This window comes from Yersinia rochesterensis, assembly GCF_003600645.1.
GTDB lineage: Bacteria > Pseudomonadota > Gammaproteobacteria > Enterobacterales > Enterobacteriaceae > Yersinia > Yersinia rochesterensis.
This window is the reverse complement of the sequence record NZ_CP032482.1, coordinates 3074030-3098767: the sequence shown is the minus strand read 5'-3', so window position 1 is coordinate 3098767 and position 24738 is coordinate 3074030. Positions and strand designations below refer to the sequence as shown.

Here is a 24738-nt window from a genome sequence, read left to right as displayed (position 1 = left end):
AGCTAACTTATTTTAGTTTTTATTGATGTAAATAAAATTATCCATTAATATCTAAGTTAACTTATAAAAAAGGAGGTCTTATGACTGTTGATGAGTTAACTGATTTTTTTGGTTCAAACAAAAAAGCCGCTGATTTTTATGGCGTAACACCTGAGGCCATTTCTATGTGGGGAAAGAGAAAAGGCCGCTTAATTCCAAAAGGGAGGGCAATTGAAGCGGATCATGGCACGCATGGCGCTTTGAAATACAACCCAGAACTCTACAAAAAGACTACGGCACCCGCAGCTTAAGTTAAACCACCAAAGAGAGAGAAACATTGTGGATAACAAAGACTTTCCAACTCAGCCGGATATCAGTGACGCAATACACCAGTTAATAACTAAGATGCCGGGTAAATACGAAGCGATGGCAAAGCAGCTTGATCCGGTGTCCGGTACTGAAAACGCATTGCGTAACCGTGTTCGTCAGTTAAGTGGGCAGTTTGTGCCGCTGGGTATGGCTATAGAGATGGAGGCCATTTCAGGTCGTGACGACATCACAAGAGCAATGTGCAAGCGTGCTGGTGGTGCTTTCGTGAAATTTCCTGTTATGGACGAAGTCGGAAACGAAGAACTGCTTGTTATGTTTAATGACCTAATGGGAGCTTTAGGTGATTTCAGCCGTGCCCATAATGAGTTTACCGCCGATGGTATTTTGGATCGCGATGAAAGTAAGCGATTGAAAGCTAAGGGTTATAGAGCACAGTCATTGATAGCAGAGATATGGGTAGTAACAGACATGCTCTTAGGTGAGGGTGACGCCCCAGTGTGCGGCACTGAGGCGTCGGGTGCATTAACTAAACGTGTGGAGTAATTAACGCATGAACATTGTAGCGGCTAAACGTTCTATTCCGCAACTGCGTTGCGTTTGTGTCAGCCCGTTCCGGTATGAACGAATGATAAGGGGCCAGTGGAAACCGTGCAACCACAGCAGGGCGAGTGGGATTGTGGGTGTGGTCTGCCGTAAGTGGGGCCGCGTATGACTAATCCCGGTTCAACTACTACTAACCCCATCCAATTGCTTGATCGGTATTACAACGATAAGCGCGGTATTCGCGTTCACGTTATTGGCTACGACAGCGCAACTGGGCAGGTTATTTTTCGTCGCGATGACTATGAGCATGACTGTTCAATACCCATCCGGCGTTTCAGGAAAGAATATAAGGCGGTTGTATGAGCGTAAAGCTATCCAGTTATGTATGGGACGGCTGTGCGGCTGCGGGTATGAAAATATCGAAAGTGGCAATCATGGCCCGTCTTGCTGACTTCTCTAATGATGAGGGCGTGTGCTGGCCGTCAGTGACGACGATTGCCCGGCAGATTGGTGCGGGCGAAAGCACTGTTCGTACTGCCTTGGCTGAAATGGAAACAGATGGTTGGTTAAGCAAGAAAGCCCGCCGAGCTGGTAACCGAAACGCCAGTAATATTTATCAACTGAATGTTGCCAAACTTAAAGCGGCTGCTCATGCGTCAGAATCTGACACCTCAAAACCTGACGGGTCAAAATCTGATGGCTCAAAATTTGACGGGTCAGAATCTGGCAATAATGGCACTTTTGACCCGCCAGAATCTGGGGGCGATCCGTCAGTAAATTCAACACCAGATCCATCAAGTATAAAACCTACTTGTCAGCCGCCGATGGCGACCGACCCTGAAGTTGAAATTACTGATCAGGCCAAAGAAGTTTTAAAACACTTAAATCTGATTACCGGATCTCGGTACCAGACTAGCAAATCGTCGCTGGAGAACATCCGCGCCCGGCTGAAAGAGCAATTCACTGTTGCTGAGCTGAAACTCACTGTTGATTATCTCCACGCTAAGTGGGCCGCAGATCTGAATATGGCTGAATACCTGCGCCCGACAACACTTTTCCAACCGACCAAGTTCCCCGGCTATCTGGAGGGAGCAAACCGTTGGCATGAAGCAGGGTGCCCAGCACGCAAGGATGGTAAGTGGATTAAGGCCAATGGCGAGTTACTGACTGGCGATACCACTCTACGCGATAAAGCATTCAAGCGTTTTCTTGGTCAGGGCTTACCTCTCCGCAATCCAAGTTCACTTGAAGCAATGGTCAGCAATGAGGCCAGCAAGCAAGGAGTGCGTGGTATGCGCGATGGTTTTGGCGTCAATAAGTGGAATTCCATCTGGAAAGAATGCAGCCAGCGCGTAAATGGGGAGGCCACAGCATGACCTATCAAATTATTTATGCAGATCCGCCGTGGACTTACCGTGACAAAGCTAACAGCGGTAAGCGTGGTGTAGATTTCAAATATCAGACCATGGATCTTGCTGATATCTGCCGTTTGCCTGTGTGGGAGCTGGCGGGGGATAGTTGTTTGTTGGCTATGTGGTGGGTACCGACCCAACCACTTGAGGCTTTAAAGGTTGTTGAGGCTTGGGGTTTCAGGTTGATGACTATGAAAGGCTTCACCTGGCACAAGACTAACAAATTAAAAGGAAACAGCGCTATCGGAATGGGCCATATGACCCGTGCCAACAGTGAAGACATGCTATTTGCAGTAAAAGGGCGATTGCCTGAGCGTTTGAATGCGTCCATCTGCCAACACCAGACCGCGCCCCGTGGTGAGCACAGCGCCAAACCTGATATTTTCCGTGATCTGCTTGTTTCTTTGCTGGGTGATGTTCCCCGCATTGAACTGTTTGCCAGAACACAGGCCGATGGCTGGGATAGCTGGGGTAATGAGTGCATCAATAGTCTGGAATTAACTCCTGCCACTATTCTGACTGCACCACAAAACCAGCTACAAAATATTCCTGAAATTATTCCGGTACCGGATAGCGGGGTAACCGCTTGAAACTAACCCTGCCATTTCCACCATCAGTTAATGGCTACTGGCGCGCCCCAAACAAAGGACCGCTAGCTGGTCGTCACCTAATCAGTGTCGACGGTCGCAAATACCGCAGTGAAGCGTTGGCTTGTGTGCTCGAGCAATTACGGCGGGTACCGAAAGCCATTACTGGCCATGTAGCCGTAACTATTAATTTTTACCCACCAGATCGGCGCATAAGGGACATGGACAACTACCTGAAAGCGCTTCTTGATGCTTTGACGCATGCCGGAGTGTGGGCAGACGACAGCCAGATAAAGCGGATGTTATTGGAGTGGATGCCTATGACTAAGGGCGGGAAGGTAGAAATACAGATCAGCGAGGTGGCAGCATGAAACTATCAAATTCTGTTGTGACTATGAGCAGTCGTGAAATCGCTGTGCTGGTGAACAGTAAGCACAGCGATGTAAAACGTTCTGCAGAACGCCTATGTGCTGGCGGTATTTTAACCGCGCCGTTGGCGCAGTTCGATTTTGAGCATAATGGTAATAAGTATTTTGAGTATCGGTTCAATAAGCGCGATTCTCTGGTATTGGTTGCCCGACTCTCACCTGAATTTACAGCGGCAGTGGTTGACCGCTGGCAAGAGCTGGAACAGAACCTGATCCCTCAAACTTTGCCAGAGGCATTGCGGCTTGCGGCTAATTTGGCAGAGGAAAAGCAGCAACTTGAAAACCAGCTTTCTATTGCTGCGCCAAAAGTTGAGTTTGTCGATCGTTACGTTAAGGCCAATGGCTCCATGACCTTTCGGCAGGTTGCAAAGCTATTGAATGCCAAGGAGCATGAATTCAACTGCTTTCTACTAGATCAGCACATCATGTACCGCTTGAACGGCGCATTAACTCCTCGTCACCAGCATAGTGATTTAGGGCGATTTGAGGTTAAGACGGGGACTAATACCATCAATAATCATGCATTCGCCCAGTCTCGTTTTACTCCCAAGGGTGTTAAATGGGTTGGTGGCTTATGGGCTGAGTATCTTGCAAAGAAAGGTGCCGCATGAGGGCATTATTAACCCCATTTATCCAACAGGAACTTGGTGTTGTGATATTGAAGCCAGGTGCTGAACTGCTGCCATATTTATCTGGGCGCTTGCTGGTGGCAACTGAACCGGAGGAATTTAAATCACTTCCATCCGGTCGGCTACCATCAACCGATCAACAACTGGCTAATGATCCGCGCTTGCTGCCATTTTTTGAGCATGAGCGGGTTATTAATGCCGCTGGTGGGCCTCGAGTACTGGAAGCATGGGTTAAGCAGCTGAAGGAGTGCCAATGGCATGATCCGGATGATACTCATGTCCACAATCTCACAACGTTACGTTATGGCCAACGGTCAATTCGTTTGTGTTGGCATCATGATAATAAGCTGAGAGAGCACACACTTCCCCGATTGAACCAGCTGGCGACCAGTAATCTCATCACTTGGATAATATCAACTGTATGCAGTCATTTTCGGCTTCCGGAGGGCCACCAGCTCACTATGCCGGAATTATGTTGGTGGGCTGTCGTTAATGAGGTTTCCGACTTGCTCCCCGACTCAATTGCTCGAGCAAGTTTGCGGATGCTACCAGTAGTGACGAAATCAGGGGCAACGAGGGAGAGTGATATCACTTGGACGCCAAACCCGACACAAATCATTGAAACCAAAGTGGAACAGGTTAAGAAGGTGCTGGCGCTGAAAATTGATGATGAGCCACCAGCCAGTTTTATGCGTATCCCCAAAAGGCAGCGTTGGGAGAACAAGAAGTGGCTCAAGTGGGTTAAATCCCAGCAATGCTGTGGATGTGGTAGTTCTGCTGACGATCCCCATCACATCATCGGACACGGTCAGGGTGGTATGGGTACCAAGGCCCACGACCTATTTACCATTCCTCTATGCCGTGCCTGTCATGATGCACTGCATGCTGATATGCATACGTGGGAAGCGGAACACGGTAGCCAGGTTGTGTTGTGGTTTCATTTTATGGACCGGTCTATCTCGAACGGGGCAATGGCCTGATGGTCATAATGTGTGGAGTAAAACAATGAACCAGCAATATCTTCAGTATGTTAGAGGTGCATTGTCGATAGCTCTTGCTGATATATGCGGAAACAGCAAGGGACAGTTGGCGGCGTTTGATGGTGCGGCACTAGCCAGAACAACACGACTTAAGCGCCAGAGGGTTAGAAATGTTGAGGTTGGAGGGCGTAGAGTTTGCCAAGAAACTGAGCCGATGCACTGCCCAGAAACCCGATCACGTAAAAGTCAGATTATCCCGTTAGATCCACTTACGTACTGCACAAGTGCATGGCGTAGAGCGATATTCAAGCTAGAGCCACATCAGGCCGCATGGATTCGTTATTGCTACTCGTTCGATCTGACATTCGATTATCAAGTAGAAATATGTCGCTTTATATGGAATAAGTATCAATCGCAATTAGAGAAGAAGCCAATAACAGCGAAAGTACGGCGCAGAGTGGAAAGCCTCGTGTGGTTAGCCGTGCAGCAAACAGCCGGTATAGGTCACTTGTTACATAGGGAAGAGTATTCATATTCAGAGTTGGCGGGGTTAGTGGGGGTTCAGCGCAATAATTGGACGATGCACTATGCGCTTCATTGGGAGTCGCTATTGAGGCTGGTCGAAAGTTTAGATAGTGATTCCCTTAACTGTGTTGCATTCATAAAACAGGAAGATAGAAACATTTAGCGACATGATACTTGCAAAAGTGAACAAAGTAGGCCATATTTAAAGCATATTTGATATGTTGCTACTAATTTAATTTATAACCTCGCTTCGGCGCTGAGGGATCCCCACTAATTCAGCGCTAATAAACCAACACCATACTTCGGTAGGTTTTGGCGAGGTGATTAAGAACTGCATCCAGTGCTGTTCGCGTTAAAATTAGCGGAGAGTGTCGCAAGATATTCTCCGCTAATGTCAGATAAGATATAACCCGTCGTGACTTAAGGCTGTTAGCCTGATACCTCAGATGTAACCCTTTATTTTCAGCATGATAGCCAAGTAACCATAATACTGCCGTGCTTAACGTTGCCAGAAGACTTAACACCAGTATACGCCCCGCTGTGCGGCTGTGACTGGCGCGAAGCCCAAAGCCAAAACGTTCACTTTTCTCATCGCGAAAATTCTGCTCTATCTGCATCCTGCGACTGTATAACTTCATGACTTCACGTGGTTTAAACTCCTCTGTACTGCTAAAAATAAGCCACGGTTCTTTTGCTGCGGCGCGTCCGTCCCGCTCTTGCGAATAGCGAGATATCCGGCAACGGGCACGTTTATTCTGCCGCCCTTTGGGTTCCTTTTTATGCAGGTAAAAGTGACCATCACAGCGGGCATATTCTGCACGTGCGAGTGTCCCCGGCCCCAGATATTCAGGTTGGCCACTGGCCGATAATTCCTGCCGTCTGAACCAGTGCTCACCTTTTTTATCCAGCCGGAGCTGGATATTGCCTCTGACTCGCCCGATAAAATCCCAACCCAATGATTTAATATGGTGAAACCAGGCATTTTGAAAACCGGCGTCAGTGACGATGAGCACCTTTTTATCAGGCGCAATAGCGGTGGCGATAGAATTCAGGAACTCTTTTTGTATCAATGCATTCTGTTGGTTATGCGAGGGAACAATTTGGCTCATTAACGGGATGGAACGACCATCACAAATCAGGCTGGCGCGTAAGACGTGGAATGCCTGTGAGGGATAACCGCTCCAGTCAACAGCAATAACACACCAGGGAAGTCGGCGCGTAAGTAACGAAGTAATATTACGAAATATCAGAGGGATGTCATGGTGAAGGGCCGTATTACCTAACAGCCGGTCAACCCGTTTTATCTTGTGTTTTACCTGAGCGGTTCCCGGCAGATGGCGTCCGATACTGGTCAGGGTCAGAGAAGCGCCACGCGTCAATGCGACGGTTGCATCAATCAGGGCATTTTGACGATATTGATGAAACGGGGCTAAAGCGCCCCGGAAAAAGTTCTGGCATACTTTACGGGCAGGCATAGAGTTGATCTCGCTGAATTGGTTGCACAATCAGTAGATCATATTTTCTCTATGCCTGTCCTTTTTTCTGGGGATTCACCAGCGCTTCGGCGGGGTTTTTTTATGCCTACATTCGCCTGAGCATCACTGAATAACGGGTTCATATCCCAATCTATTCAGGACATTGTTGCAGCAACGGTTGGTGCTCAGCCGAATGTGGTGAAAGCAGGCACCGATGTGTGGGGATACAAGTGAAACACCAGTGAAACGACGTCGGCGAATTCCCCGCCACCACAGAAGTGCACTGAAAGGTATGCGGTCAGCACATTGGTAGGTGTTGACGCCGGAACCGTAACCGGCTTCAAAATGACAAGCCCCGACATAAGTCAGGGCTTTTTTGTTTGTGGAATGGGCGGCAGAAGAGTGCTGATAACACTACCTCTGCCATTCACCCGTTTGGAAAGTCACGGGCGAACCAAGGCCCACCGCTTGTGTGCACAAAGCGATCTGAGCCTACCAAAAAACGGTAGACTGATCTATGAAAAACACTGTTTATTTAAACAGTAATAAATTAATTAATGCTGATTCCCTTCGTTATATCAAAACATTACCTGATAACTCTATTGACCTGATTGCAACGGACCCCCCTTACTTTAGGGTTAAAGCCTGCAAATGGGATAACCAGTGGGGAAGCGAATCAGCATATTTATCGTGGCTTGATGAAGTATTAGCGGAGTTTTGGCGAGTCTTAAAACCAGCCGGTAGCCTGTATATGTTCTGTGGAAGTCGCTTAGCGGCTGATACTGAAATACTGGTTCGTGGTCGCTTCAATGTTCTTAACCACATAATCTGGGCCAAGCCATCAGGCCCATGGCGGCGAATGCATAAAGAGGATTTACGCTCTTACTTCCCTGCAACTGAGCGGATTATTTTTGCTGATCATTATTCTGGGCCATTGATGCCCAAAGGCAGCACCTACGCTGCTAAATGCTCAATCTTAAAACAAAATGTATTCCGGCCTCTAATCGACTATTTTCGGCTGGCTAGGGCATCGCTCGGCGTGTCAGCTAAAGCAATTAACGCAGCTACCGGTCGGCAGATGTCTAGTCATTGGTTTAGTGAAAGCCAATGGCAGTTGCCGAACGCCGAACAATACGCAGCACTACAAAAACTCTTTGATCAGATTGCTGCTGAAAAGTACCTGCAGGGGGTATTGAGTAGACCCCATCATGATCTGGTTGAGGAATATCAGACATTAAATCGGAAATATTCGGAGTTGAGCCTCGAGTATGAATCATTGCGGCGACCGTTTTCAGTCACTGCTGATGTGCCATATACCGATGTTTGGTCCTACGCTTCCGTTCCGTACTACCCAGGCAAGCACCCTTGTGAAAAGCCCGCTGAAATGATGGAACACATAATCAGATCTAGCAGTAGACCCGGTGATGTAGTTGCTGATTTCTTTATGGGATCAGGTACGACGATAAGGGCCGCTATAAAGCTGGGCAGAGTAGGGATCGGGGTAGAGCTTGAAGAAGAGCGATTTAATCAGACTGTTGAAGAAATAAAAGAGTTATTCACTTAAACCCTCGCTCATGTAGTTGAGGGATATCCGTTTTAGCCCGCCAGTCACCCAATCAACTCCACACACATTACTCCGCATGAGTGGTTGCACTGGTGGGCTAAATTCCTTAACTACGCGCCCAACCCGCTGACCGGGAGGGGGAGACCATGAAAATGAGCAATATCGCTTCTAATGCTTCCTACCTAGTGTCAGGTGGTAGTTTTATTTTTTGGGTTAAAGAGCTGATTGCTGGATTCACACCTGATGAGTGGACGGTAATTGGTGTGCTTGGTTCGTTATTCTTTATGGCCCTGACATTCATGCTTAATGCTGGCATCAAGATTTGGGATAGGCGGCATGGTTATAAACCGGATGGTGAGTGATGGCCTCGACAAAAAGCAAATTAAGCGCGGCTGTCCTGGCTCTGATTATGGCCGCAGCACCGGCCACCATAATTATTGATCAGCTTTTGGATGAGAAAGAGGGCAACCGGCTTGTAGCTTATCCAGATGGAAAGGGGATTTGGACTATTTGCCGTGGTGCTACTCAAGTTGATGGCAAACCGGTAGTGAAAGGGATGAAGCTGTCAGCTGATAAGTGTGTTGCGGTGAATCAGCTGGAGGCTGACAAGGCCATAAGCTGGGTGAAGAAAAATGTCCGGGTACCGCTGACTGAACCACAGATTGCCGGTATCGCTTCGTTTTGCCCCTATAACATCGGCCCGAGTAAATGTTTCACTTCTACGTTCTATCGAAAACTCAATGCTGGCGACCGTAGAGGTGCATGCGCTGAAATCAAACGTTGGGTTCGCGATGGTGGTAAGGATTGCAATATTCGATCCAATAACTGTTACGGGCAGATAGAACGCCGCGCGCAAGAAAGCGAGCTGACATGCTGGGGGCTGGATGAATAAAGCCATCGGATTAGTTATTGCTGTGCTGGTGGTTATTGTGTGGGCTCTGTTCTTTAACAATTATCGCCTCTCAAATGATATCCAAAAAGCGGAAAAAGCGCTGAGTGATGAGCAGGCCACAAACACGGCTCTAGGCAACATCATCGATGTATACCAGGTGAATGAAGCCGCCAACCGAGCAGCCACAACCCGACAGCTAGAGAACGAAAGGAAGCTACGCAATGAAAGTGAAGATCGTGTCAGGCGCTTCAAGTCTGCGGGGTTTGGGGATTCGTGCATTGATAGCCGGATGCCTGATAGCAACATTAGCATCCTGCAAGAGTAGCCCACCAGCACCACGATCAGTCGAATTAATCCAGTTGTGGCCCCCTGAGTCAGCATTAACTCAATGTGAGGTACCGGAGTTTGTCGGTACTACTTGGGGCGATAGTGGGCTGTATGCGCTGGCTTTGAAACGTGAGCTGCGGATATGTAAGGGGCGGCTCGATGAAATCATTATCTGGCGGCAGAAAACCATGCGGAAACAGTAAGACAAATTCGAATGGAGCCTCGCAATTGCGGGGCTTTTTTTATGCAGCAAATTCAAGCGCATCGCAGCGCAAATCACTCAGAACCTTTCAGGATGACCCTTGAGGAACCGGCTGGCTGTCGGAGCCTTCTGAGGGCCGTATTCCTGTGCGAACAAGGTTCATCTTAAAAGGTAAATTCGATATGAACTATCCAACTGTCGTAAATGGATTTGATTTCCGTGAATTGGTATTTCTTTCTGGCACTGAGTCATCAACTGATACTTTCAAAGTTGCGAAGGTATTCGGCAAAGGACACAAAGATGTAATGCGGAAAACTCGCAATGTCATTAAGGCCTGCTCCGCTGAGTTCGCAGGGCGCAATTTTACGCTTTGCCATGAAAACAATGAGTTACAGAATGGTAAACCCCAGCCTTTTTATCGAATGACTCGTAACGGCTGGACAATGCTTGTTTTCAGTTTCACAGGAACAGCAGCCTTTGCATTTAAAGAGGCATACATTGCAGCTTTTGATTGGATGGCTGACATGATCGCCCAAGGGATGCATAACCTTGAAGCCGAGCGAAACGCAGTAATGCTGGAGTATATGAAAGAGAAAGATGTTGCCAGCATGTCAGGTCGATTACTTAACCGATGGGGGCGAGTCAAGAAGCCATCATTGCTTGCTCAAATTGAGCGCATTGAGCAGCGAGGGCAAATAACGATCCCTGGGTTACCATTTAATACAGATTTGCCTCCTCGAAATTGAGTTGGTTGATTTTAAAGACAAATTGAGAGCCACTTTCACAACGGCTCTCAATCACTGTATACTTCAACAGTTATTCTCAACCAAAAGGCAACGTGATGACTGATTTCAGCAATGAAGTTTATAACGTGACAAGAAATGCTGAGGCATATGGTGGTCTGGGAAGTTCTGCTCTTGGAAATAAAGTAATAGAGATAGCCAAAAAGTATTATTCCACGGGGAGCAACTCTCAACGTGAGGCAATAATTAACAAGATTGAAGTTCTAAAGAAAGAGCCGGGAATTTCATTCCCATTGAATTATCTGGCTCTACTGGAAAGTTAAAAATACGAATAGAATCAAGCCGCTTATGGGATTTTTTATCTAAGCCACTGGCCTTATAAGCCGGTGGCTTTTCTATTGGAGCTACACAATGAAATGTAAGCAAACTGATTCGATTTACACGTCTTCAATGCAGATTGGTATTAATACAGATACCATTCAGATCGATGCTTTGATTGTAAAACTTGAGCGAGCTGTTGAATTGCAAAAGCAGTTATCAAAAGCTGTGCGGGCAGTAGAGGAAAGTATCACCATGCTCAGCCACCGTGACTCATTCATCAGGTAACCCAAACACATTAAATGATAACGATTATCAAATAAGTCAATGTGAGCCCCGAAATGGTGCATAAAAATACAAATGAGAACCATTATCGAAAGGTACTCCCGGAGGGGGGCCCTACCACGGGGAGTGGGACTCGCGGAAAACGGCTAGTTTTTCAGTTTTCATGGTGACAGCAGCAGGTGTCCTATCTTCATGAAAATTAAAATAAAACTCAACTTTCAGGTGACAAAATCAAAAGCACACTGTCATCTGGCCAGATTGTAATCATTTGAATTTATTAAATAAATACCAGTTTCACCTGACAGGATGAGGTGTCAATGTCCAATATCAGCAATCTGGGGGACGCTTACAACTGGAGCGTAGCGAAGATTGCTGAGGCTTTTGGGCTGAATCGCGGAACGGTGAGAAAGCGGCTTCTCGATGCCAATACGCCAATCGCTGACACAGTGAGAGGCAACCCCGTTTATGCACTGAAAGATGTCGGCCCTATTTTGTTTGGCGAGATTGAACCTGTCGATCCTGACGGTTTTCAAAATCCTCAGAAAATGGGACCTAAAGATCGTAAGGATTGGTATCAGTCGGAAAATGAGCGAGTGAAGTTGGAAGCAAGCTTGCGTCAACTTATCCCTGTTAGTGAAGTTCATACTGAAATGGCTTTGTTAGTGAAGTCTGTCGCCCAACTTCTGGATACCTGGCCGGATGTGCTTGAGCGTAAAAAGAGCTGGTCACCCGAACTGGTGAATGAGGCGCAATCGCTGGCTGATGAGCTAAGGGACTTAATGGCCTCATCAGTTTCATTGGCAGAAACTGAGGATGAGCATTAATGAGTTATGCATCAGCGGCAGCTATACGGCGTGATGTTTCTGCCCTACTAAAAGCCCCCCGGCGCATTCCGGTTGCCGAGGCCGTGCAAAAGTATATGCGTGTTCCAAAGGGCGGGGGTAATTCAGTGCCTTGGGACCCATCCATGACTCCTTATATCATTGAGCCCATGAACTGCCTGGCTTCGCGTGAGTATGACGCAGTTATTTTTGTCGGCCCTGCGCGAACGGGTAAAACCATTGGGCTAATTGATGGTTGGTGTGTCTATTCTATTGTCTGCGATCCCGCTGATTTTCTGTTGGTGCAAATGACAGAGGAAAAGGCGAGAGAGCACTCAAAGAAACGCCTTTCCCGAACCTTTCGGGTTAGTCCGGAAGTTGCAAAGCGCCTCAGTACGAATCCCAATGATAATAACGTCCACGATATTATTTTTCGTGCAGGTAATTATCTGAAGATAGGCTGGCCCTCAATTAATATCCTGTCATCGTCAGATTACCGGTTTGTTGCGCTGACTGATTATGACCGTTGGGTAGAAGATATTGGTGGGGAAGGTGATGGTTTTACACTGGCCTCAAAGCGTACTACCACATTTATGAGTTCCGGTATGACGCTGGTGGAAAGTTCGCCAGGCAGGGACATTCGTGATACTAAATGGCGGCGAACATCTCCTCATGAGGCTCCCCCGGCAACCGGTATTCTTTCGTTGTATAACCGTGGGGACAGGCGGCGTTGGTACTGGCCCTGCCCTCATTGCGGCGAATACTTTCAGCCTAGTATGCAAGCGATGAATGGGTTTCGTGACACACCTGACCCTGTAAAAGCCAGCAGAGAAGCGCACTTGGCTTGCCCATCTTGCCAGGGAGTTATCACATCAAACTTAAAAGATGAGCTAAATAAAAAGGGTATTTGGTTGCGCGAGGGGGAACACTCCGATTCTGATGGAGTGATTACCGGAACCCCGCGACAATCGCGCATTGCTTCATTTTGGATGGAAGGCCCCGCCGCAGGTTATCAAACCTGGGCACAAATGATATTCCGGTTACTGACGGCAGAGCAGGAGTTTGAGGCTACCGGTAGCGAAGAAACCCTGAAAGCCGTCACCAATACTGACTGTGGTATTCCATATCTTCCCCGATCCAGCACCGAGCAACGCAAGTCTGAAACCTTAATGGCCCGCGCCAGTAAGGTGACGAAGCGAACTGTGCCGGATGGGGTGCTATTCCTTGTGGCTACTGTGGATGTTCAAGGGGGGAAAAATCGCCGCTTTGTGGTCCAGATAGTGGGCTATGGTGCGCATGGCGAACGCTGGATAGTTGACCGCTATAACATCCGTCAGTCGATGCGAATGGGGACTAACGGTGAAAGTCTGCCCATTAACCCCGCAGCTTATCTGGAGGATTGGGATCTGCTGCGTACCGATGTTCTGGATAAATGCTGGCCGATGGATGCCAATCCATCCATCACCCTGCCGGTCTTGGCAATGGCTGTGGATTCCGGTGGTGAAGATGGCGTTACCGGTAATGCTTATGAGTTCTGGCGGCAATGCCGCCGCGATGGTGTCCACAAGCGTGTGTACCTTTTCAAAGGGGATAGCCAGTCTCGCGGTAAGTTGATCACTAAAAGCTTCCCCGACAATACTGATCGTCCCAATCGACGAGCGGAGGCGCGGGGTGACGTTCCTCTGTATCTCTTGCAAACAAACCTATTGAAAGACCGGATTAGTAACGCGTTATCGCGTGAGACGCCGGGGCCTAACTATGTTCACTTTCCTGACTGGCTGGGGGAGTGGTTTTACGACGAACTCACATATGAAGAGCGGGGGCAGGATGGCAAATGGAGCAAACCCGGCAAGGGCGCAAATGAGGCATTCGATTTAATGGTGTATGCCCATGCCCTGGTAATACTGCGAGGTTACGAGAAAATCAACTGGGAAAAACCGCCGCCATGGGCGCAGCCTGTTGAATCCAAACCTCCGTTATCTGTGACTGAAAGACCGCCATCCCAAACATCCCGAACTAAGACAACAAAACCTAAAAAATCACCAGCCCAGCAAGAGGGCAGTACCTCTGCATGGGCGTCATCTACATCCGGAGGCTGGTTATGAATCAGGCAGAGATTGAAAACATGCTCCAGCAATATCTAACCGCTGAAAAAACGGTATTGGAGGGTAAATCCATCACCTTTAATGGCCAGTCAATGACGATGGAAAATTTGAGTGAGATTCGCAAGGGCAGAGAAGCATGGGAACGCCGTCTCGCTAATCTTCTGGCAACTCAGCGTGGACGCCCTATGTATAAAGTGGCGAGGTTTCCATAATGGGTATTTTTGATGATGCTATTGGCCTGTTTTCTCCGGGCTGGAAAGCCGCCCGTTTAAAGTCTCGCGTGGCTATACGTGCTTATGAAGCGGTATTACCCACTCGCACACACCGCGCCAGGCGTGAAAACCGTAATGCTAACCAACTCAGCCAGATCGGGGGACGTTCGCTGAGGGAGCAGGCGCGGTGGCTGGATAACAATCATGACCTTGTGATCGGACTGCTGGATAAACTGGAAGAGCGCATCATTGGTGCCAAGGGAATTATTGTCGATCCCCAGCCTATTCTCCGTACCGGGTTAGTAGCTGATGATCTGGCAAAGAAAATCAGGGCTGCATGGGCGGAGTGGTCTGTCTCACCTGATGTGACCGGGCAATTTACCCGCCCCGTACTGGAGCGCCTCATGGCCCGCACCTGGCTCCGTGATGGTGAAGTGTTTGGGCAATTTGTCAGTGGAACTGCTCAGGGGTTAACGGCAACAGCCAGTATTCCTTTTTGGATTGAGGCGCTGGAACCTGACTTTGTACCGCTGGAAATGAACGATACTGGAAACAATGTTTGTCAGGGTATTTATCTAAATGGCTGGGGGCGACCCACTAAATATGTTGTGTATAAATCCCTCGTCACGACAGGCATTGCGTTGGGTAACACGAAAGAAATAGTGGCTGATGACATGATGCACCTGAAATTTATGCGTCGCCTGCATCAGGTCCGTGGCAACAGCTTATTGTCTGGCATCCTGATCCGGTTGAGTGCGCTCAAAGAGTACGAGGATTCTGAGCTAACCGCCGCACGCATTGCTGCTGCATTAGGTATGTATATCAAAAAAGGGGATGGTCAAACTTTTGACGACACGAATACCAGCAGTGGCAGAGAGTTAAACATTGTTCCTGGTATGTTGTTTGACGAACTTCAACCCGGTGAAGAAATCGGCATGATCAAGTCAGACCGACCCAATCCCAACCTTGAAAATTTCCGTAACGGCCAACTAAGAGCTGTTGCTGCTGGGAGCCGAGGCAGTTATTCCAGCATCTCCCGCAACTATGACGGCACATACAGTGCCCAGCGACAGGAACTGGTGGAATCTTTTGAGGGCTACAGCATATTGCAGGATGCCTTTATTGCAGCAGTCACCCGTCCCATGTACCGCAATTGGCTGAAACAGGCCATTGCCGCTGGCGTTATTAATGTTCCGCCTGATGTTGACCCGGCTACATTGCTGAATGCGGTATACAGCGGGCCAGTTATGCCATGGATTGACCCGTTGAAAGAGGCTAACTCATGGCGCGTGCTGATTCGCGGTGGAGCGGCAACAGAAGCTGACTGGATCAGAGCTCGCGGCGCTAATCCGGGGGATGTGAAACGCCGTCGCAAGGCGGAGATAGACGAAAATAATGAATTGGATCTCAGGTTTGATACTGATCCGGCTAATGATAAAGGAGATGCCCGTGGGCAAGAGCAGCAGAAAGAAACTGATTGAGGCACCGCAGGCGTCTGGCGGAGATAAAAGCTGGTTCCGCATGAAGGCGAGTGGTGAAAAGAGCGCGGATATTTATATTTACGAGGAGATCGGTTACTGGGGGGTTACCGCTCGCCAGTTCGCCAGCAGCCTGAAAGCGTTGGGTGATATCGACCATATTAACCTGCGCATTCATTCTCCGGGCGGTGATGTATTTGAAGGCATTGCTATCTACAACCTGTTAAATAGTCACCCCGCCAGTAAAACGGTCTATATCGATGGACTGGCCGCGTCTATGGCCTCGGTGATTGCGATGGTCGGCAACCCTGTCATCATGCCGGAAAACGCGATGATGATGATCCACAAACCCTGGGGCATTACCGGTGGCGACGCTAATGATATGCGCGACTATGCCGACCTGCTCGATAAAGTGGAGGGTGTGCTCATTCCCTCTTATGCCAAAAAAACCGGTAAAACCCCGGAAGAACTGGCCGTCATGCTCGGTGAAGAAACCTGGTTAACAGCACAAGAATGTGTTGAGCACGGTTTTGCCGATCAACTACTTCCGTCGATGCAGGCTATGGCCCGCATCAATTCAAAACGTATTGAGGAATTCGATTCTATGCCAGCCTCTCTGAAGAATATGATTATCACACCCAAAGCGACCGTTACGCAGCCTGTCGCACCCACTAATCCGATAGCACCCGCAGCAACGCTGGATGACAATGCTATTCGTGCACAGGAGCGCGAGTCACAAAAACAACGCATCAACGGGATTAAAGATCTGTTTTCTATGTTCGGTGGACGCTATCAGGAACTGCAGTCCGCGTGCGTCGAAGATATTGATTGCACTCTTGAACAATCCCGAGAAAAGTTGCTGGCATTGATGGGCAGAGATGCCACGCCATCGAATAAAACCCCTCCTGCCGGCCAACATATCTATGCCGGTAATGGTAACTTTACTGGGGATGGTATTCGTCAGGCGTTGATGGTGCGTGCGGGATATGAAGAGCGCCAAAAAGACAACGCATATAACAGTATGACGTTGCGTGAATTGGCCCGGATGTCCCTGACTGAGCGGGGCGTTGGTGTTGCATCTTACAACCCAATGCAGATGGTGGGCATGGCCTTTACTCACAGCACTTCTGATTTTGGCAATATCCTGATCGATGTGAGTAATAAATCCATCCTGCAGGGCTGGGAGGAAGCACCGGAAACGTTCGAAGAATGGACCCGCAAAGGTCAACTTTCTGATTTTAAAACGGCACACCGTGTTGGGATGGGCGGTTTTCAATCGCTGCGCAAGGTCCGTGAGGGGGCAGAATATAAGTATGTGACGACTGGCGACAAGCAGGCCACCATCGCGTTGGCAACTTACGGTGAGTTATTCTCTATCACCCGTCAGGCTATTATTAATGATGACCTGAACATGCTGACAGATATTCCAATGAAGTTGGGGCGGGCGGCGAAAGCCACCATTGCGGATCTGGTTTATCTCATTCTGACGACTAACCCCAAGATGACAACCGACAGCACCCCTCTGTTTGATAGTAAGCATGGCAATCTTACGAGCGGCGGGATTGACGTGGCTAATCTTGATAAAGCCCGTCAAATGATGCGCACACAGAAAGAGGGTGAGCGTCACCTGAACATTCGTCCGGCATTTATTCTTGTTCCAACCAGTTTGGAGTCTACGACTAACCAGGTCATTCGCTCATCCAGTGTCAAGGGGGCGGATATTAACGCGGGCATCATCAACCCGGTTAAAGATTTTGCCACCGTCATTGCCGAACCTCGTCTTGATGATGCCAGCACCAAAGCTTGGTATCTCGCGGCGGCACAGGGAACCGATACGATTGAAGTTGCGTATTTATCCGGTATGGACACGCCATACATTGATCAGCAAGAAGGCTTTACATCAGACGGTGTAACGACCAAGGTCCGCATTGATGCGGGTGTTGCACCTGTTGATCATCGTGGCTTGGTGAAGTCCAGCGGCGAATGATCGCGACATTTTATTAATCCGGCCCTGTTGGGCTTTTTTTATACCTAAAATTCGGCCCCTCGGGGTCGTAGGGATAATTCAAATGGCTAAAAATTATGTTCAGGAAGGCATGACTATTCCAATCACCAACTCTGGTGCGGAGGTTATCACCAGCGGAGATCCTGTTGTTATTGGCGATATTGTTGCCGTGGCGCTGGTTGATATTGGCCCTGCAGTCACCGGCGATGGCTTGGCCGAGGGGGTTTTCCTATTGCCTAAATTGGCTGCTGATATCATTCCAGCAGGAAAAAAGGTTTTCCTGAAAGCGGGCAAGATTCAACTTGCGTCCACTGACGCAGTTGCTGCGGGTTGTGCCTGGGCCTCAGCAGCAGCGAGTGAGACTGTGATTGCGGTAAAAATTAATGGCTAACGCCTTTGAACGGCTGGTGGAAAAAATGGATCGGGCAACGCTGGACAGGATGGGAAAACCGGTCCTGATTAATGACGTGGGGTTTGTTGCCGTTGAAAGTCATCTTATTCCTGAAATGGGTCCCTTGACTGGAGACGGCATATCACTAGTCATTTTCTCTTCTGACTATAAACCACGTCGTAACGACCAGACTGTCTGGGATGGACAATCCTATATTGTCACCCGCTACCAGTCTTTTAATGGCAAACCGCAGGTCTGGTTGGAATAACGGGAGACGCCATGACAGTTCAAGGTTTGGATCAGTTAATCAGTAATCTTACCGAACTCAGTAAAACGGCAGTGCCTCGAGCCACCTCGCAAGCGGTTAACCGGGTTGCTGCGCGGGCAATTAGCCGCAGTAGCTCTAAAGTTTCAAAGGGTACGAAAGTACCGTTAAAACTGGTACGTGGGCGGGCTAAACTGAAAAAGGCCAGCCCCGGACGTCCGATAGCCACAATTCGCGTGAAACGAGGTGATTTACCCGTCATTAACCTTGGTTCGGTGCGGATGCAGTTATCTCGTCGTGGCGGGGATCAGGGCAGTGCAGGTAGCGTGTTAAAAGTAGGGCGCCTCTCATTTTCAGGGGCATTCTTACAGCAACTCAGTAATGGGCGATGGCAAGTGATGCGTCGAACGACAAAAGCCCGCTACCCGATCGAGGTTATCAAGATACCGATGGCCGCGCCGCTGACTCAGGCATTTCATGATGAAACAAAATCCCTTCTGAATAGTGACTTACCCAAAGAGTTGTCTGCTGCGCTGAATAATCAATTACGCCTGGTAATTAAACGATGAATAGACATACCGCGATACGCATGGCGGTGCTGGATGCACTGAAAAAATCCATTAATGATCCCAATGTCACTTTTTTTGACGGCAGGCCGGGCTTTCTTGATGTAAAAGATTTACCTGCAGTGGCCGTTTATCTGACTGATTCTGAGTCCACGGGAGAATATATCGATGGTGACCACTGGCGGGCAGTCTTGCACGTGGAGGTTTTTTTAAAAGCACAAAGCCCTGACTCAGCGCTTGATGAGTGGATGGAAACAAAGATTTATCCCGTGATGGCAGATATCCCGCCATTATCTCAGTTGGTCGAAAGCCTTTCGCCGCTCGGCTATGACTATCGACGCGATGATGAGGCACTGACCTGGGGATCATCAGATATCAATTATTCCGTAACGTATTTTAAATAACGTTTTCCCTTTATTGCACCCGCCACTGAGCGGGTTTTTTTATGCCTGGAGTCAATATATGACCAGTATTTATGAAAAAACGCAGGGCACAGTATTTAGCATTTCTGCTGCGGTAGCGACCGAAGCAAACCCGGCAAATGCTACTTGGCTGTCAGCATCGTGTTCAACAAAAGAGCTGAGTTTCACCGGAGGGCAGAAAGATGACATTGAAGTGACGACACTTTGTTCGACCGAAAAAGAAATGACGAATGGACTTTCATCACCAGCCGAAATGAGCATCAATCGAAACTGGAGTGCTGGCGAGTTGGCGCAAGAGTCTTTAATGGAAGCCTATGAAACGGATGAGCGCCGCGCTATCAGGGTTGTATTCCCATCGGGTAACGGATTTGCCTATCTTGCTGAGGTTCGGCAAAACAGCTGGAGTGCCGGGACGTCAGGTGTGGTTTCCGCTTCTTATACTCTGCGCATTATTGGTAAGCCTGTCCGCATTATGGCTTCTGATGTCGTTCCCGTCACTGGCGTAACCCTGACGCCGACTAGTGGCAGCGTGGCTGCGGGTGGGACAGCGACATTTAACGTCAATATTACCCCGTCAAATGCGACAAACAAAGGCTTCACTTTACTCTCATCCGTTCCGGCCCGAGCGACAGCCATGGCCAGCGGTATGACGGTGACAGTAACAGCCCCTACCGGGGCAACTGCAGGATCAGCCAGCATTACGGTTACGACTTCCGATGGCAACAAAACCGCGACTTACACAGCTAACGTCACCGCTTAACAGGAGGGCACTAAAACATGTCAGTCAAAAAGAAGTTTGATCTCAAATCACTGGTGTCTGCAGCACATGCTGGATTTCGTACTAAAACGGTATCAGTCAGCGAGTGGGATGGGGTGAGTGTCGTACTACGAGAACCCTCTTTAGAGGGATGGGGCCGGTGGCGCGAGATTATGGCATCACCGGAAATAAAGGAGGGGGGAGTCCAGCTTTCTATCTCAGAAGAAACCCAGCGCAATATTCGTGCTGATGCTGTGATGTTTATTGATGCGTTATTGGACGAAGACCTGCAGCCAGTTTTTGCAGTGAGCGAATTGGAAACCGTGATTTCATTTTACGGCCCAGTGCATGCCCGTCTTTTGAGGATCGCGATGGGGTTGGCAACATCTTCAGAGGATGCTGAAAAAAAGTCATAGAACCCGGCACCCAATTCATGATGAAACTCGCACTTCGTCTGGGTAGGACATTGGGTGAACTCCAACAAACGATCGGGATGAGTGAACTTCGCTTGTGGGCTGCATATGACCGTATCAGCCCGATCGGTGATGAGCGGGGAGACTTTCAAGCAGCACAAATCACGGCAGCGGCCTATAACGCACAAGGGGGGAGAAATCAGCTCAGTATTGAAGATGTGTTATTGGGCTGGGGTAAGTCGGAAAATAAAATTGACGACGACGGATCAGAACTTGAAGCGTTTTTAGGTCAGTTGGCTGAGTAATTCACCCGCTTCGGCGGGTTTCTGGGAGGAACTATGACAGTTCTGGGTGATCTGATCGTCAACCTGTCGGCTAACTCAAGTTCATTTCAAACCGAGATTGCAAGAGCTTCTCGTCTGGGTGCTGAATATTACAAAACAATGGAGGGCGGCTCTCGCAAGGTAGAAGCGGCTACGCGTCAGAGCAAACGCGCATTATCCGAACTTAACAATGAGTTGGCCACCATAAGAGAATCAGCACGCGCCATGGTGGGTGTGCTTGCCGGTTCGTTCGCGGTGAGTAGTCTCATCAACACGGCTGACCAATACGGGCAAATTTCATCACGCATTAAAATGGCGACTGGCTCACAGGAGGAATATAACAGCGTTCAGCAACGCCTGATGGAGATCAGCGACCGCACCTATAAAAGCATTGAGGAGCAATCCGAGTTATATATTCGTAGTGCCAACTCAATGAAGGAACTTGGCTTCTCCACCGCCAGCACCATTGATTTTATTGATTCAATTTCCAGTTCATTGACCACCAATGCGGCCAGCGCTGAAAAGGGCGAGAGCGCCATTAATGCCCTGTCTAAATCCATGGTTTCCGGCAAAGTTGCCGGAGATCAGTGGAATACCGTTATGGAAGTTATGCCGACGATTGTTGGTGATATTGCCCGGTATCTGGGGCTGACAGAGACGGCGGTTAAAAAACTGGCCGCCAGTGGCAAGTTATCGATGGATACTTTTGCAAAAGCCACTATTGCCGCAAAAGACCGTAACGCAGAACTGGCCGAAGCCATGCCGACCACGGTCGGTGATGCCATCACTAAGCTGTCAAACCACTGGAAAGCTTATATCGGAGACGCGAACACCGCGATGGGGGTGACGGCGGCAATCTCTGGTGTCATTTCCACTGCGGCGAATAACATTGATGTATTAGTTGCTGCCGGTACCGGGCTGGTTGGCCTTGGACTGGCACGATACTTCGGCGGGTTGGCCAGCAGCGTTAGCAGCGCGACTGGCAATCTGATTACCGCAACCCGCTCACAACTTGCCCTGGCTGCGGCGCAAGTTGAGGGTGTTCAGGCATCACTGCTTCAAATCAGGGCTGAGCGAGAATCAGCGGTAGCAGTCCAGAAATCGTTAGTTGCTCAACTACAGCTGGCGCAAACAGAAAAGGCTCGCGCTGTTATTCGTGCACAGTTGGCAACCAACTCCGCTGCTGTTGCGGCGGCATCACGCGCCGAAGTCGCTGCAACCGATGCTCTTGCGGCGGCGCAGGGGCGCTTAAATATCGCTTCCGGGCTGGCAAGTAAGGCGCTGGGCTTGGTGGGTGGCCCGGTCGGGGCCGCAATGCTGGCAGCCGGTGCAATCTATTATTTCTACGAAAAATCAGAACAGGCCAAACGGTCAGCGACAGAGCTGGCGGGTGGAATCGGTGGTCTGATTGATAAAATGCGGGAGATGGGGAATGTTCAGTTAGCCGCAGAAATCGGCAAGCTGAATAACTCATTACCGGCACTTTCTTCCGTTGTTGCTGATGCGCAAAAGAATTACGACAAAGCCACTGAAGCCGTTGAGCGCAACAGTCGCCAGATTTATTTATGGGGGAAAGGCTCTGTAATTGGGAAGCAAGCAGCTGAAGAACTGAAAACCTCGATTAATAATCAAGCCATTGCACTCAAAGAGTTAACGGATGCGGAAGAGAATAAAAGCAGGGCGGTAAACGGTGCTAATGTCCTGAGCGCTCAGCTAAATGGAACGCTTAAAGAGGGTGTAGGCATCCTCAAGCTGGAACAAGTTGAAGTGGGAATTGCAGCCGGAATGATGGCTAATTTTACCAACTCGCTGAATATTGCTACCCAAGCCAAAGCCGCTTTTAACTCGACTAGTCTGATTATTCCCGTTAGCGAAGAACTGAAAAATGCGCAAAAAGTGCAGGACGATAAGCTGGCGATATTAAAGCTATCGGGAAAAGCACAGGCGACAGAAATTGCCAAGCAGGAAGCTGAACGCCTTAAAATCACCGATCCTGCTGAAGTGTTAAAATTCGTCAGTGGCGAACTGCGTAATTATGATCAGACAGAGCAGAATAAGGCGAATGAGCAGGCCAAAAACAAAGCGGCCAGTGCAACCAAAACGGCTGAAAGTGCAACGAAAGCTTATGAACAAGCCATTGCTAATCTGAATAAAGAAATTCAGGTTGAGTCTGTTCGCCTGGCGCAGGGTGAAGCTGCCGCGTCATTATTTGCTGCATCAATTGAAACCGGGGCGAAATATACCGATGGCCAGCGCGTAGAACTGGAACGGTTGAATAAAACCCTGGCAGAGTCAAAACAGCGTTGGGAAGATCACAATGCGGCTATTGCGTCAGATCCTTATCGCGCCGCAGCAGAATCTCAGCGGCAGGCACAGGAACAGCTTCAACGGCAGATTACGGGGGGTGAAATACAAAGCACCGAGGAACTCTATCGGCGCAAAGAGAAAATACACTCTGACTATCTAACGGCGCTGGCAGAGGCTAACCAACGCTCCGCCGTCAGCGCGAATGATGAGCTGGCCGGTAATGTCGATCCGGTGCAGAACCTCAGTAACCAACTGGCAAAGCGTCAGGCGCTTATTGAGACTTATGCGGCGGCAGGTGTTATCACCGAACAGCGAAAAAATCAGCTTATTCTTGCCTCTGAAACCGAAACCCGCGAACAACAATACCAGGCATCCCTGCAATTATTCGCATCGCAAGGTGATCTGCAGCGAATGGCCGTGGATTTGTATCAGGATTCCAAAGACAGATTCACTAATATGCTGACGGGTCTGGCGAATAAAACCCAAACGGCTACAGAGGCTATGTCGAATTTGTTCGCTTCATTGTCTCAATCGATTATCAAAAACCTCGTCGATATGGGGGCGCAAGCCCTTATCACCAGCTCCATTATGCAGACAATAACCGGTGTCTCTGGCGGGCTGCTGGGGGGGGTTATGGGCGGCGGAAGTGCGGCGGGTTCGGCAAGCAACGCATTCTCCGGTGGAGCTTATAGCGGATTGTCATTTAATGCCAAGGGCGGCGTTTATGATTCGCCAAGCCTAAGCGCTTACAGCGGCCAAGTTGTCAGCTCACCTACCTTTTTTGCGTTTGCTAAAGGTGCTGGTGTGATGGGGGAGGCGGGGCCAGAGGCAATTATGCCACTAACCCGCTCCGCTGACGGTTCACTGGGCGTTCGGGCGGTGAGTAGCAATATGCCGACCAGCTCAGGTGGAGGAAGTGGTTCAGCCGCGCCGCAGGTCTATATCACTATCGACGGCAACGGTAATACCTCCGCTCAAAGCAGCCAGGGCATGGAGCAATTTGGCGCGGAGATTGGCGCATTTGTTGATAGCCGCTATAAGGCGTTGATGGCTAAAGACTTGGGGCAAGGTGGCGCTTTAACTAAAAGAATTCAGGGGCGTAGATGATAAAGGAATTTGAATATTGCCCACGCATAAATCCGGTCGGGGACATTACGACCCGCACACGTGAATTGCAGCTGGGTGATGGTTATACGCAGCGTTCTGGCGACGGACTCAATGAAGAAGCCCAAAGCTGGCCGCTTTCGTTCGTGGGTGAACTCGACTACATCATGCAGATCCGACAATTTCTACGAGAGCATAAAGGCTATAAGGCGTTTCAATGGCGAAACCCCATGGGCGAGCTAGGTCTGTACTGTTGCCAGAAACAGCAAGTGAAAGCCTCGGGGAAAAATGCGGCCGGCAAGCCGATGTTTGAACTGTCCGCAACATTCATTATTGCTTACCATCCATAG

The 24738-nt window shown here is 49.1% G+C and carries 32 protein-coding genes and 1 pseudogene; 32 read left to right on the top strand and 1 reads right to left on the bottom strand.

Annotated elements, in window-relative coordinates; genetic code table 11:
• Positions 1-80: 80 nt before the first annotated feature.
• From DXZ79_RS14425 to DXZ79_RS14385, 9 genes are all read left to right on the top strand, one after another.
• Entirely contained in the window at positions 81-290 is a 210-nt protein-coding gene (locus DXZ79_RS14425; RefSeq protein ID WP_050297024.1) for a Cro/CI family transcriptional regulator, read from the top strand.
• Positions 291-318: 28 nt separating this feature from the next.
• Entirely contained in the window at positions 319-852 is a 534-nt protein-coding gene (locus DXZ79_RS14420; protein WP_120011388.1) for a YmfL family putative regulatory protein, read from the top strand.
• A gap of 165 nt (positions 853-1017) precedes the next feature.
• On the top strand, positions 1018-1215 hold the full coding sequence (locus tag DXZ79_RS14415) for a DUF4222 domain-containing protein (protein WP_074014048.1): 198 nt from the start codon (positions 1018-1020) through the stop codon (positions 1213-1215).
• A complete protein-coding gene (locus tag DXZ79_RS14410; RefSeq protein WP_120011387.1) occupies positions 1212-2228 on the top strand; it encodes a conserved phage C-terminal domain-containing protein in 1017 nt (338 codons plus the stop codon). Before DXZ79_RS14415 ends, DXZ79_RS14410 begins: the two co-directional genes overlap by 4 nt.
• The gene (locus tag DXZ79_RS14405) at positions 2225-2854 is read left to right on the top strand and encodes an MT-A70 family methyltransferase (protein WP_120011386.1); all 630 of its coding nucleotides are present in this window, start codon (positions 2225-2227) and stop codon (positions 2852-2854) included. The genes DXZ79_RS14410 and DXZ79_RS14405 overlap by 4 nt, the downstream gene beginning before the upstream one ends.
• On the top strand, positions 2851-3222 hold the full coding sequence (locus DXZ79_RS14400) for a RusA family crossover junction endodeoxyribonuclease (RefSeq protein WP_120011385.1): 372 nt from the start codon (positions 2851-2853) through the stop codon (positions 3220-3222). The genes DXZ79_RS14405 and DXZ79_RS14400 overlap by 4 nt, the downstream gene beginning before the upstream one ends.
• Positions 3219-3890: a phage antirepressor KilAC domain-containing protein gene (locus tag DXZ79_RS14395; protein WP_244942286.1), complete on the top strand. Its 672-nt coding sequence runs from the start codon at positions 3219-3221 to the stop codon at positions 3888-3890. Before DXZ79_RS14400 ends, DXZ79_RS14395 begins: the two co-directional genes overlap by 4 nt.
• Entirely contained in the window at positions 3887-4888 is a 1002-nt protein-coding gene (locus DXZ79_RS14390; protein WP_120011384.1) for a DUF968 domain-containing protein, read from the top strand. The genes DXZ79_RS14395 and DXZ79_RS14390 overlap by 4 nt, the downstream gene beginning before the upstream one ends.
• A 25-nt stretch (positions 4889-4913) precedes the next feature.
• On the top strand, positions 4914-5576 hold the full coding sequence (locus tag DXZ79_RS14385) for a bacteriophage antitermination protein Q (protein WP_162928750.1): 663 nt from the start codon (positions 4914-4916) through the stop codon (positions 5574-5576).
• Between the two features lie 118 nt (positions 5577-5694).
• Here the strand turns inward: DXZ79_RS14385 and DXZ79_RS14380 are convergent, their stop codons facing one another.
• Positions 5695-6888 (bottom strand): IS4 family transposase, encoded by a 1194-nt coding sequence (locus tag DXZ79_RS14380; protein WP_120011132.1) that lies wholly within the window; start codon positions 6886-6888, stop codon positions 5695-5697.
• A gap of 517 nt (positions 6889-7405) precedes the next feature.
• On the opposite strand from DXZ79_RS14380, the gene DXZ79_RS14375 reads away from it, so the two are divergent.
• From DXZ79_RS14375 to DXZ79_RS14275, 23 genes and pseudogenes are all read left to right on the top strand, one after another.
• Entirely contained in the window at positions 7406-8452 is a 1047-nt protein-coding gene (locus DXZ79_RS14375; RefSeq protein ID WP_120011382.1) for a DNA-methyltransferase, read from the top strand.
• A 146-nt stretch (positions 8453-8598) separates the two neighbouring features.
• Positions 8599-8814 carry a phage holin gene (locus tag DXZ79_RS14370; RefSeq protein ID WP_050096147.1) on the top strand — a complete coding sequence of 72 codons (216 nt, stop codon included), beginning with the start codon at positions 8599-8601 and terminating at the stop codon, positions 8812-8814.
• On the top strand, positions 8814-9344 hold the full coding sequence (locus DXZ79_RS14365) for a lysozyme (protein ID WP_120011381.1): 531 nt from the start codon (positions 8814-8816) through the stop codon (positions 9342-9344). Before DXZ79_RS14370 ends, DXZ79_RS14365 begins: the two co-directional genes overlap by 1 nt.
• Positions 9337-9669, top strand: coding sequence for a DUF2570 domain-containing protein (locus tag DXZ79_RS14360; RefSeq protein ID WP_120011380.1), 333 nt, complete (start codon positions 9337-9339; stop codon positions 9667-9669). The genes DXZ79_RS14365 and DXZ79_RS14360 overlap by 8 nt, the downstream gene beginning before the upstream one ends.
• A complete protein-coding gene (lysC, locus tag DXZ79_RS21335; protein ID WP_425330475.1) occupies positions 9566-9874 on the top strand; it encodes an Rz1-like lysis system protein LysC in 309 nt (102 codons plus the stop codon). Before DXZ79_RS14360 ends, lysC begins: the two co-directional genes overlap by 104 nt.
• A gap of 181 nt (positions 9875-10055) precedes the next feature.
• Complete coding sequence (locus DXZ79_RS14355; RefSeq protein WP_120011379.1) at positions 10056-10619, top strand: Rha family transcriptional regulator; 564 nt, start codon at positions 10056-10058, stop codon at positions 10617-10619.
• Positions 10620-10714: 95 nt separating this feature from the next.
• Positions 10715-10939, top strand: coding sequence for a hypothetical protein (locus DXZ79_RS14350; protein WP_100285907.1), 225 nt, complete (start codon positions 10715-10717; stop codon positions 10937-10939).
• An 88-nt stretch (positions 10940-11027) separates the two neighbouring features.
• Positions 11028-11222 (top strand): hypothetical protein, encoded by a 195-nt coding sequence (locus DXZ79_RS14345; protein WP_120011378.1) that lies wholly within the window; start codon positions 11028-11030, stop codon positions 11220-11222.
• A 314-nt stretch (positions 11223-11536) separates the two neighbouring features.
• Entirely contained in the window at positions 11537-12043 is a 507-nt protein-coding gene (locus DXZ79_RS14340) for a DUF1441 family protein (protein WP_032819805.1), read from the top strand.
• Entirely contained in the window at positions 12043-14145 is a 2103-nt protein-coding gene (locus DXZ79_RS14335; protein WP_120011377.1) for a phage terminase large subunit family protein, read from the top strand. Before DXZ79_RS14340 ends, DXZ79_RS14335 begins: the two co-directional genes overlap by 1 nt.
• Positions 14142-14357, top strand: a complete 216-nt coding sequence (locus DXZ79_RS14330; protein ID WP_032819806.1) for a hypothetical protein — start codon at positions 14142-14144, stop codon at positions 14355-14357. The genes DXZ79_RS14335 and DXZ79_RS14330 overlap by 4 nt, the downstream gene beginning before the upstream one ends.
• On the top strand, positions 14357-15838 hold the full coding sequence (locus DXZ79_RS14325) for a phage portal protein (protein ID WP_120011376.1): 1482 nt from the start codon (positions 14357-14359) through the stop codon (positions 15836-15838). Before DXZ79_RS14330 ends, DXZ79_RS14325 begins: the two co-directional genes overlap by 1 nt.
• 40 nt (positions 15839-15878) lie before the next feature.
• On the top strand, positions 15879-17822 hold the full coding sequence (locus DXZ79_RS14320) for a ClpP-like prohead protease/major capsid protein fusion protein (RefSeq protein WP_120011636.1): 1944 nt from the start codon (positions 15879-15881) through the stop codon (positions 17820-17822).
• Between the two features lie 82 nt (positions 17823-17904).
• Positions 17905-18231 (top strand): DUF2190 family protein, encoded by a 327-nt coding sequence (locus DXZ79_RS14315; RefSeq protein WP_098080972.1) that lies wholly within the window; start codon positions 17905-17907, stop codon positions 18229-18231.
• The gene (locus DXZ79_RS14310; RefSeq protein WP_120011375.1) at positions 18224-18499 is read left to right on the top strand and encodes a DNA breaking-rejoining protein; all 276 of its coding nucleotides are present in this window, start codon (positions 18224-18226) and stop codon (positions 18497-18499) included. Before DXZ79_RS14315 ends, DXZ79_RS14310 begins: the two co-directional genes overlap by 8 nt.
• A gap of 11 nt (positions 18500-18510) precedes the next feature.
• On the top strand, positions 18511-19065 hold the full coding sequence (locus tag DXZ79_RS14305) for a phage tail protein (RefSeq protein WP_120011374.1): 555 nt from the start codon (positions 18511-18513) through the stop codon (positions 19063-19065).
• Positions 19062-19466: a phage minor tail U family protein gene (locus DXZ79_RS14300; protein ID WP_032819809.1), complete on the top strand. Its 405-nt coding sequence runs from the start codon at positions 19062-19064 to the stop codon at positions 19464-19466. The genes DXZ79_RS14305 and DXZ79_RS14300 overlap by 4 nt, the downstream gene beginning before the upstream one ends.
• A 58-nt stretch (positions 19467-19524) precedes the next feature.
• Positions 19525-19959 (top strand): annotated as a pseudogene (locus DXZ79_RS21205) (phage tail tube protein); the annotation flags it as partial.
• The gene (locus tag DXZ79_RS21200) at positions 19957-20244 is read left to right on the top strand and encodes an Ig-like domain-containing protein (RefSeq protein ID WP_321572391.1); all 288 of its coding nucleotides are present in this window, start codon (positions 19957-19959) and stop codon (positions 20242-20244) included. The pseudogene DXZ79_RS21205 and the gene DXZ79_RS21200, both read left to right, overlap by 3 nt.
• 17 nt (positions 20245-20261) lie before the next feature.
• Positions 20262-20657 carry a phage tail assembly chaperone gene (locus DXZ79_RS14290; protein ID WP_032819810.1) on the top strand — a complete coding sequence of 132 codons (396 nt, stop codon included), beginning with the start codon at positions 20262-20264 and terminating at the stop codon, positions 20655-20657.
• A 17-nt stretch (positions 20658-20674) separates the two neighbouring features.
• Complete coding sequence (locus DXZ79_RS14285; protein ID WP_408642837.1) at positions 20675-20959, top strand: phage tail assembly protein T; 285 nt, start codon at positions 20675-20677, stop codon at positions 20957-20959.
• Positions 20960-20992: 33 nt separating this feature from the next.
• Complete coding sequence (locus DXZ79_RS14280) at positions 20993-24391, top strand: tape measure protein (protein WP_120011373.1); 3399 nt, start codon at positions 20993-20995, stop codon at positions 24389-24391.
• The gene (locus DXZ79_RS14275; RefSeq protein ID WP_120011372.1) at positions 24388-24738 is read left to right on the top strand and encodes a phage tail protein; all 351 of its coding nucleotides are present in this window, start codon (positions 24388-24390) and stop codon (positions 24736-24738) included. Before DXZ79_RS14280 ends, DXZ79_RS14275 begins: the two co-directional genes overlap by 4 nt.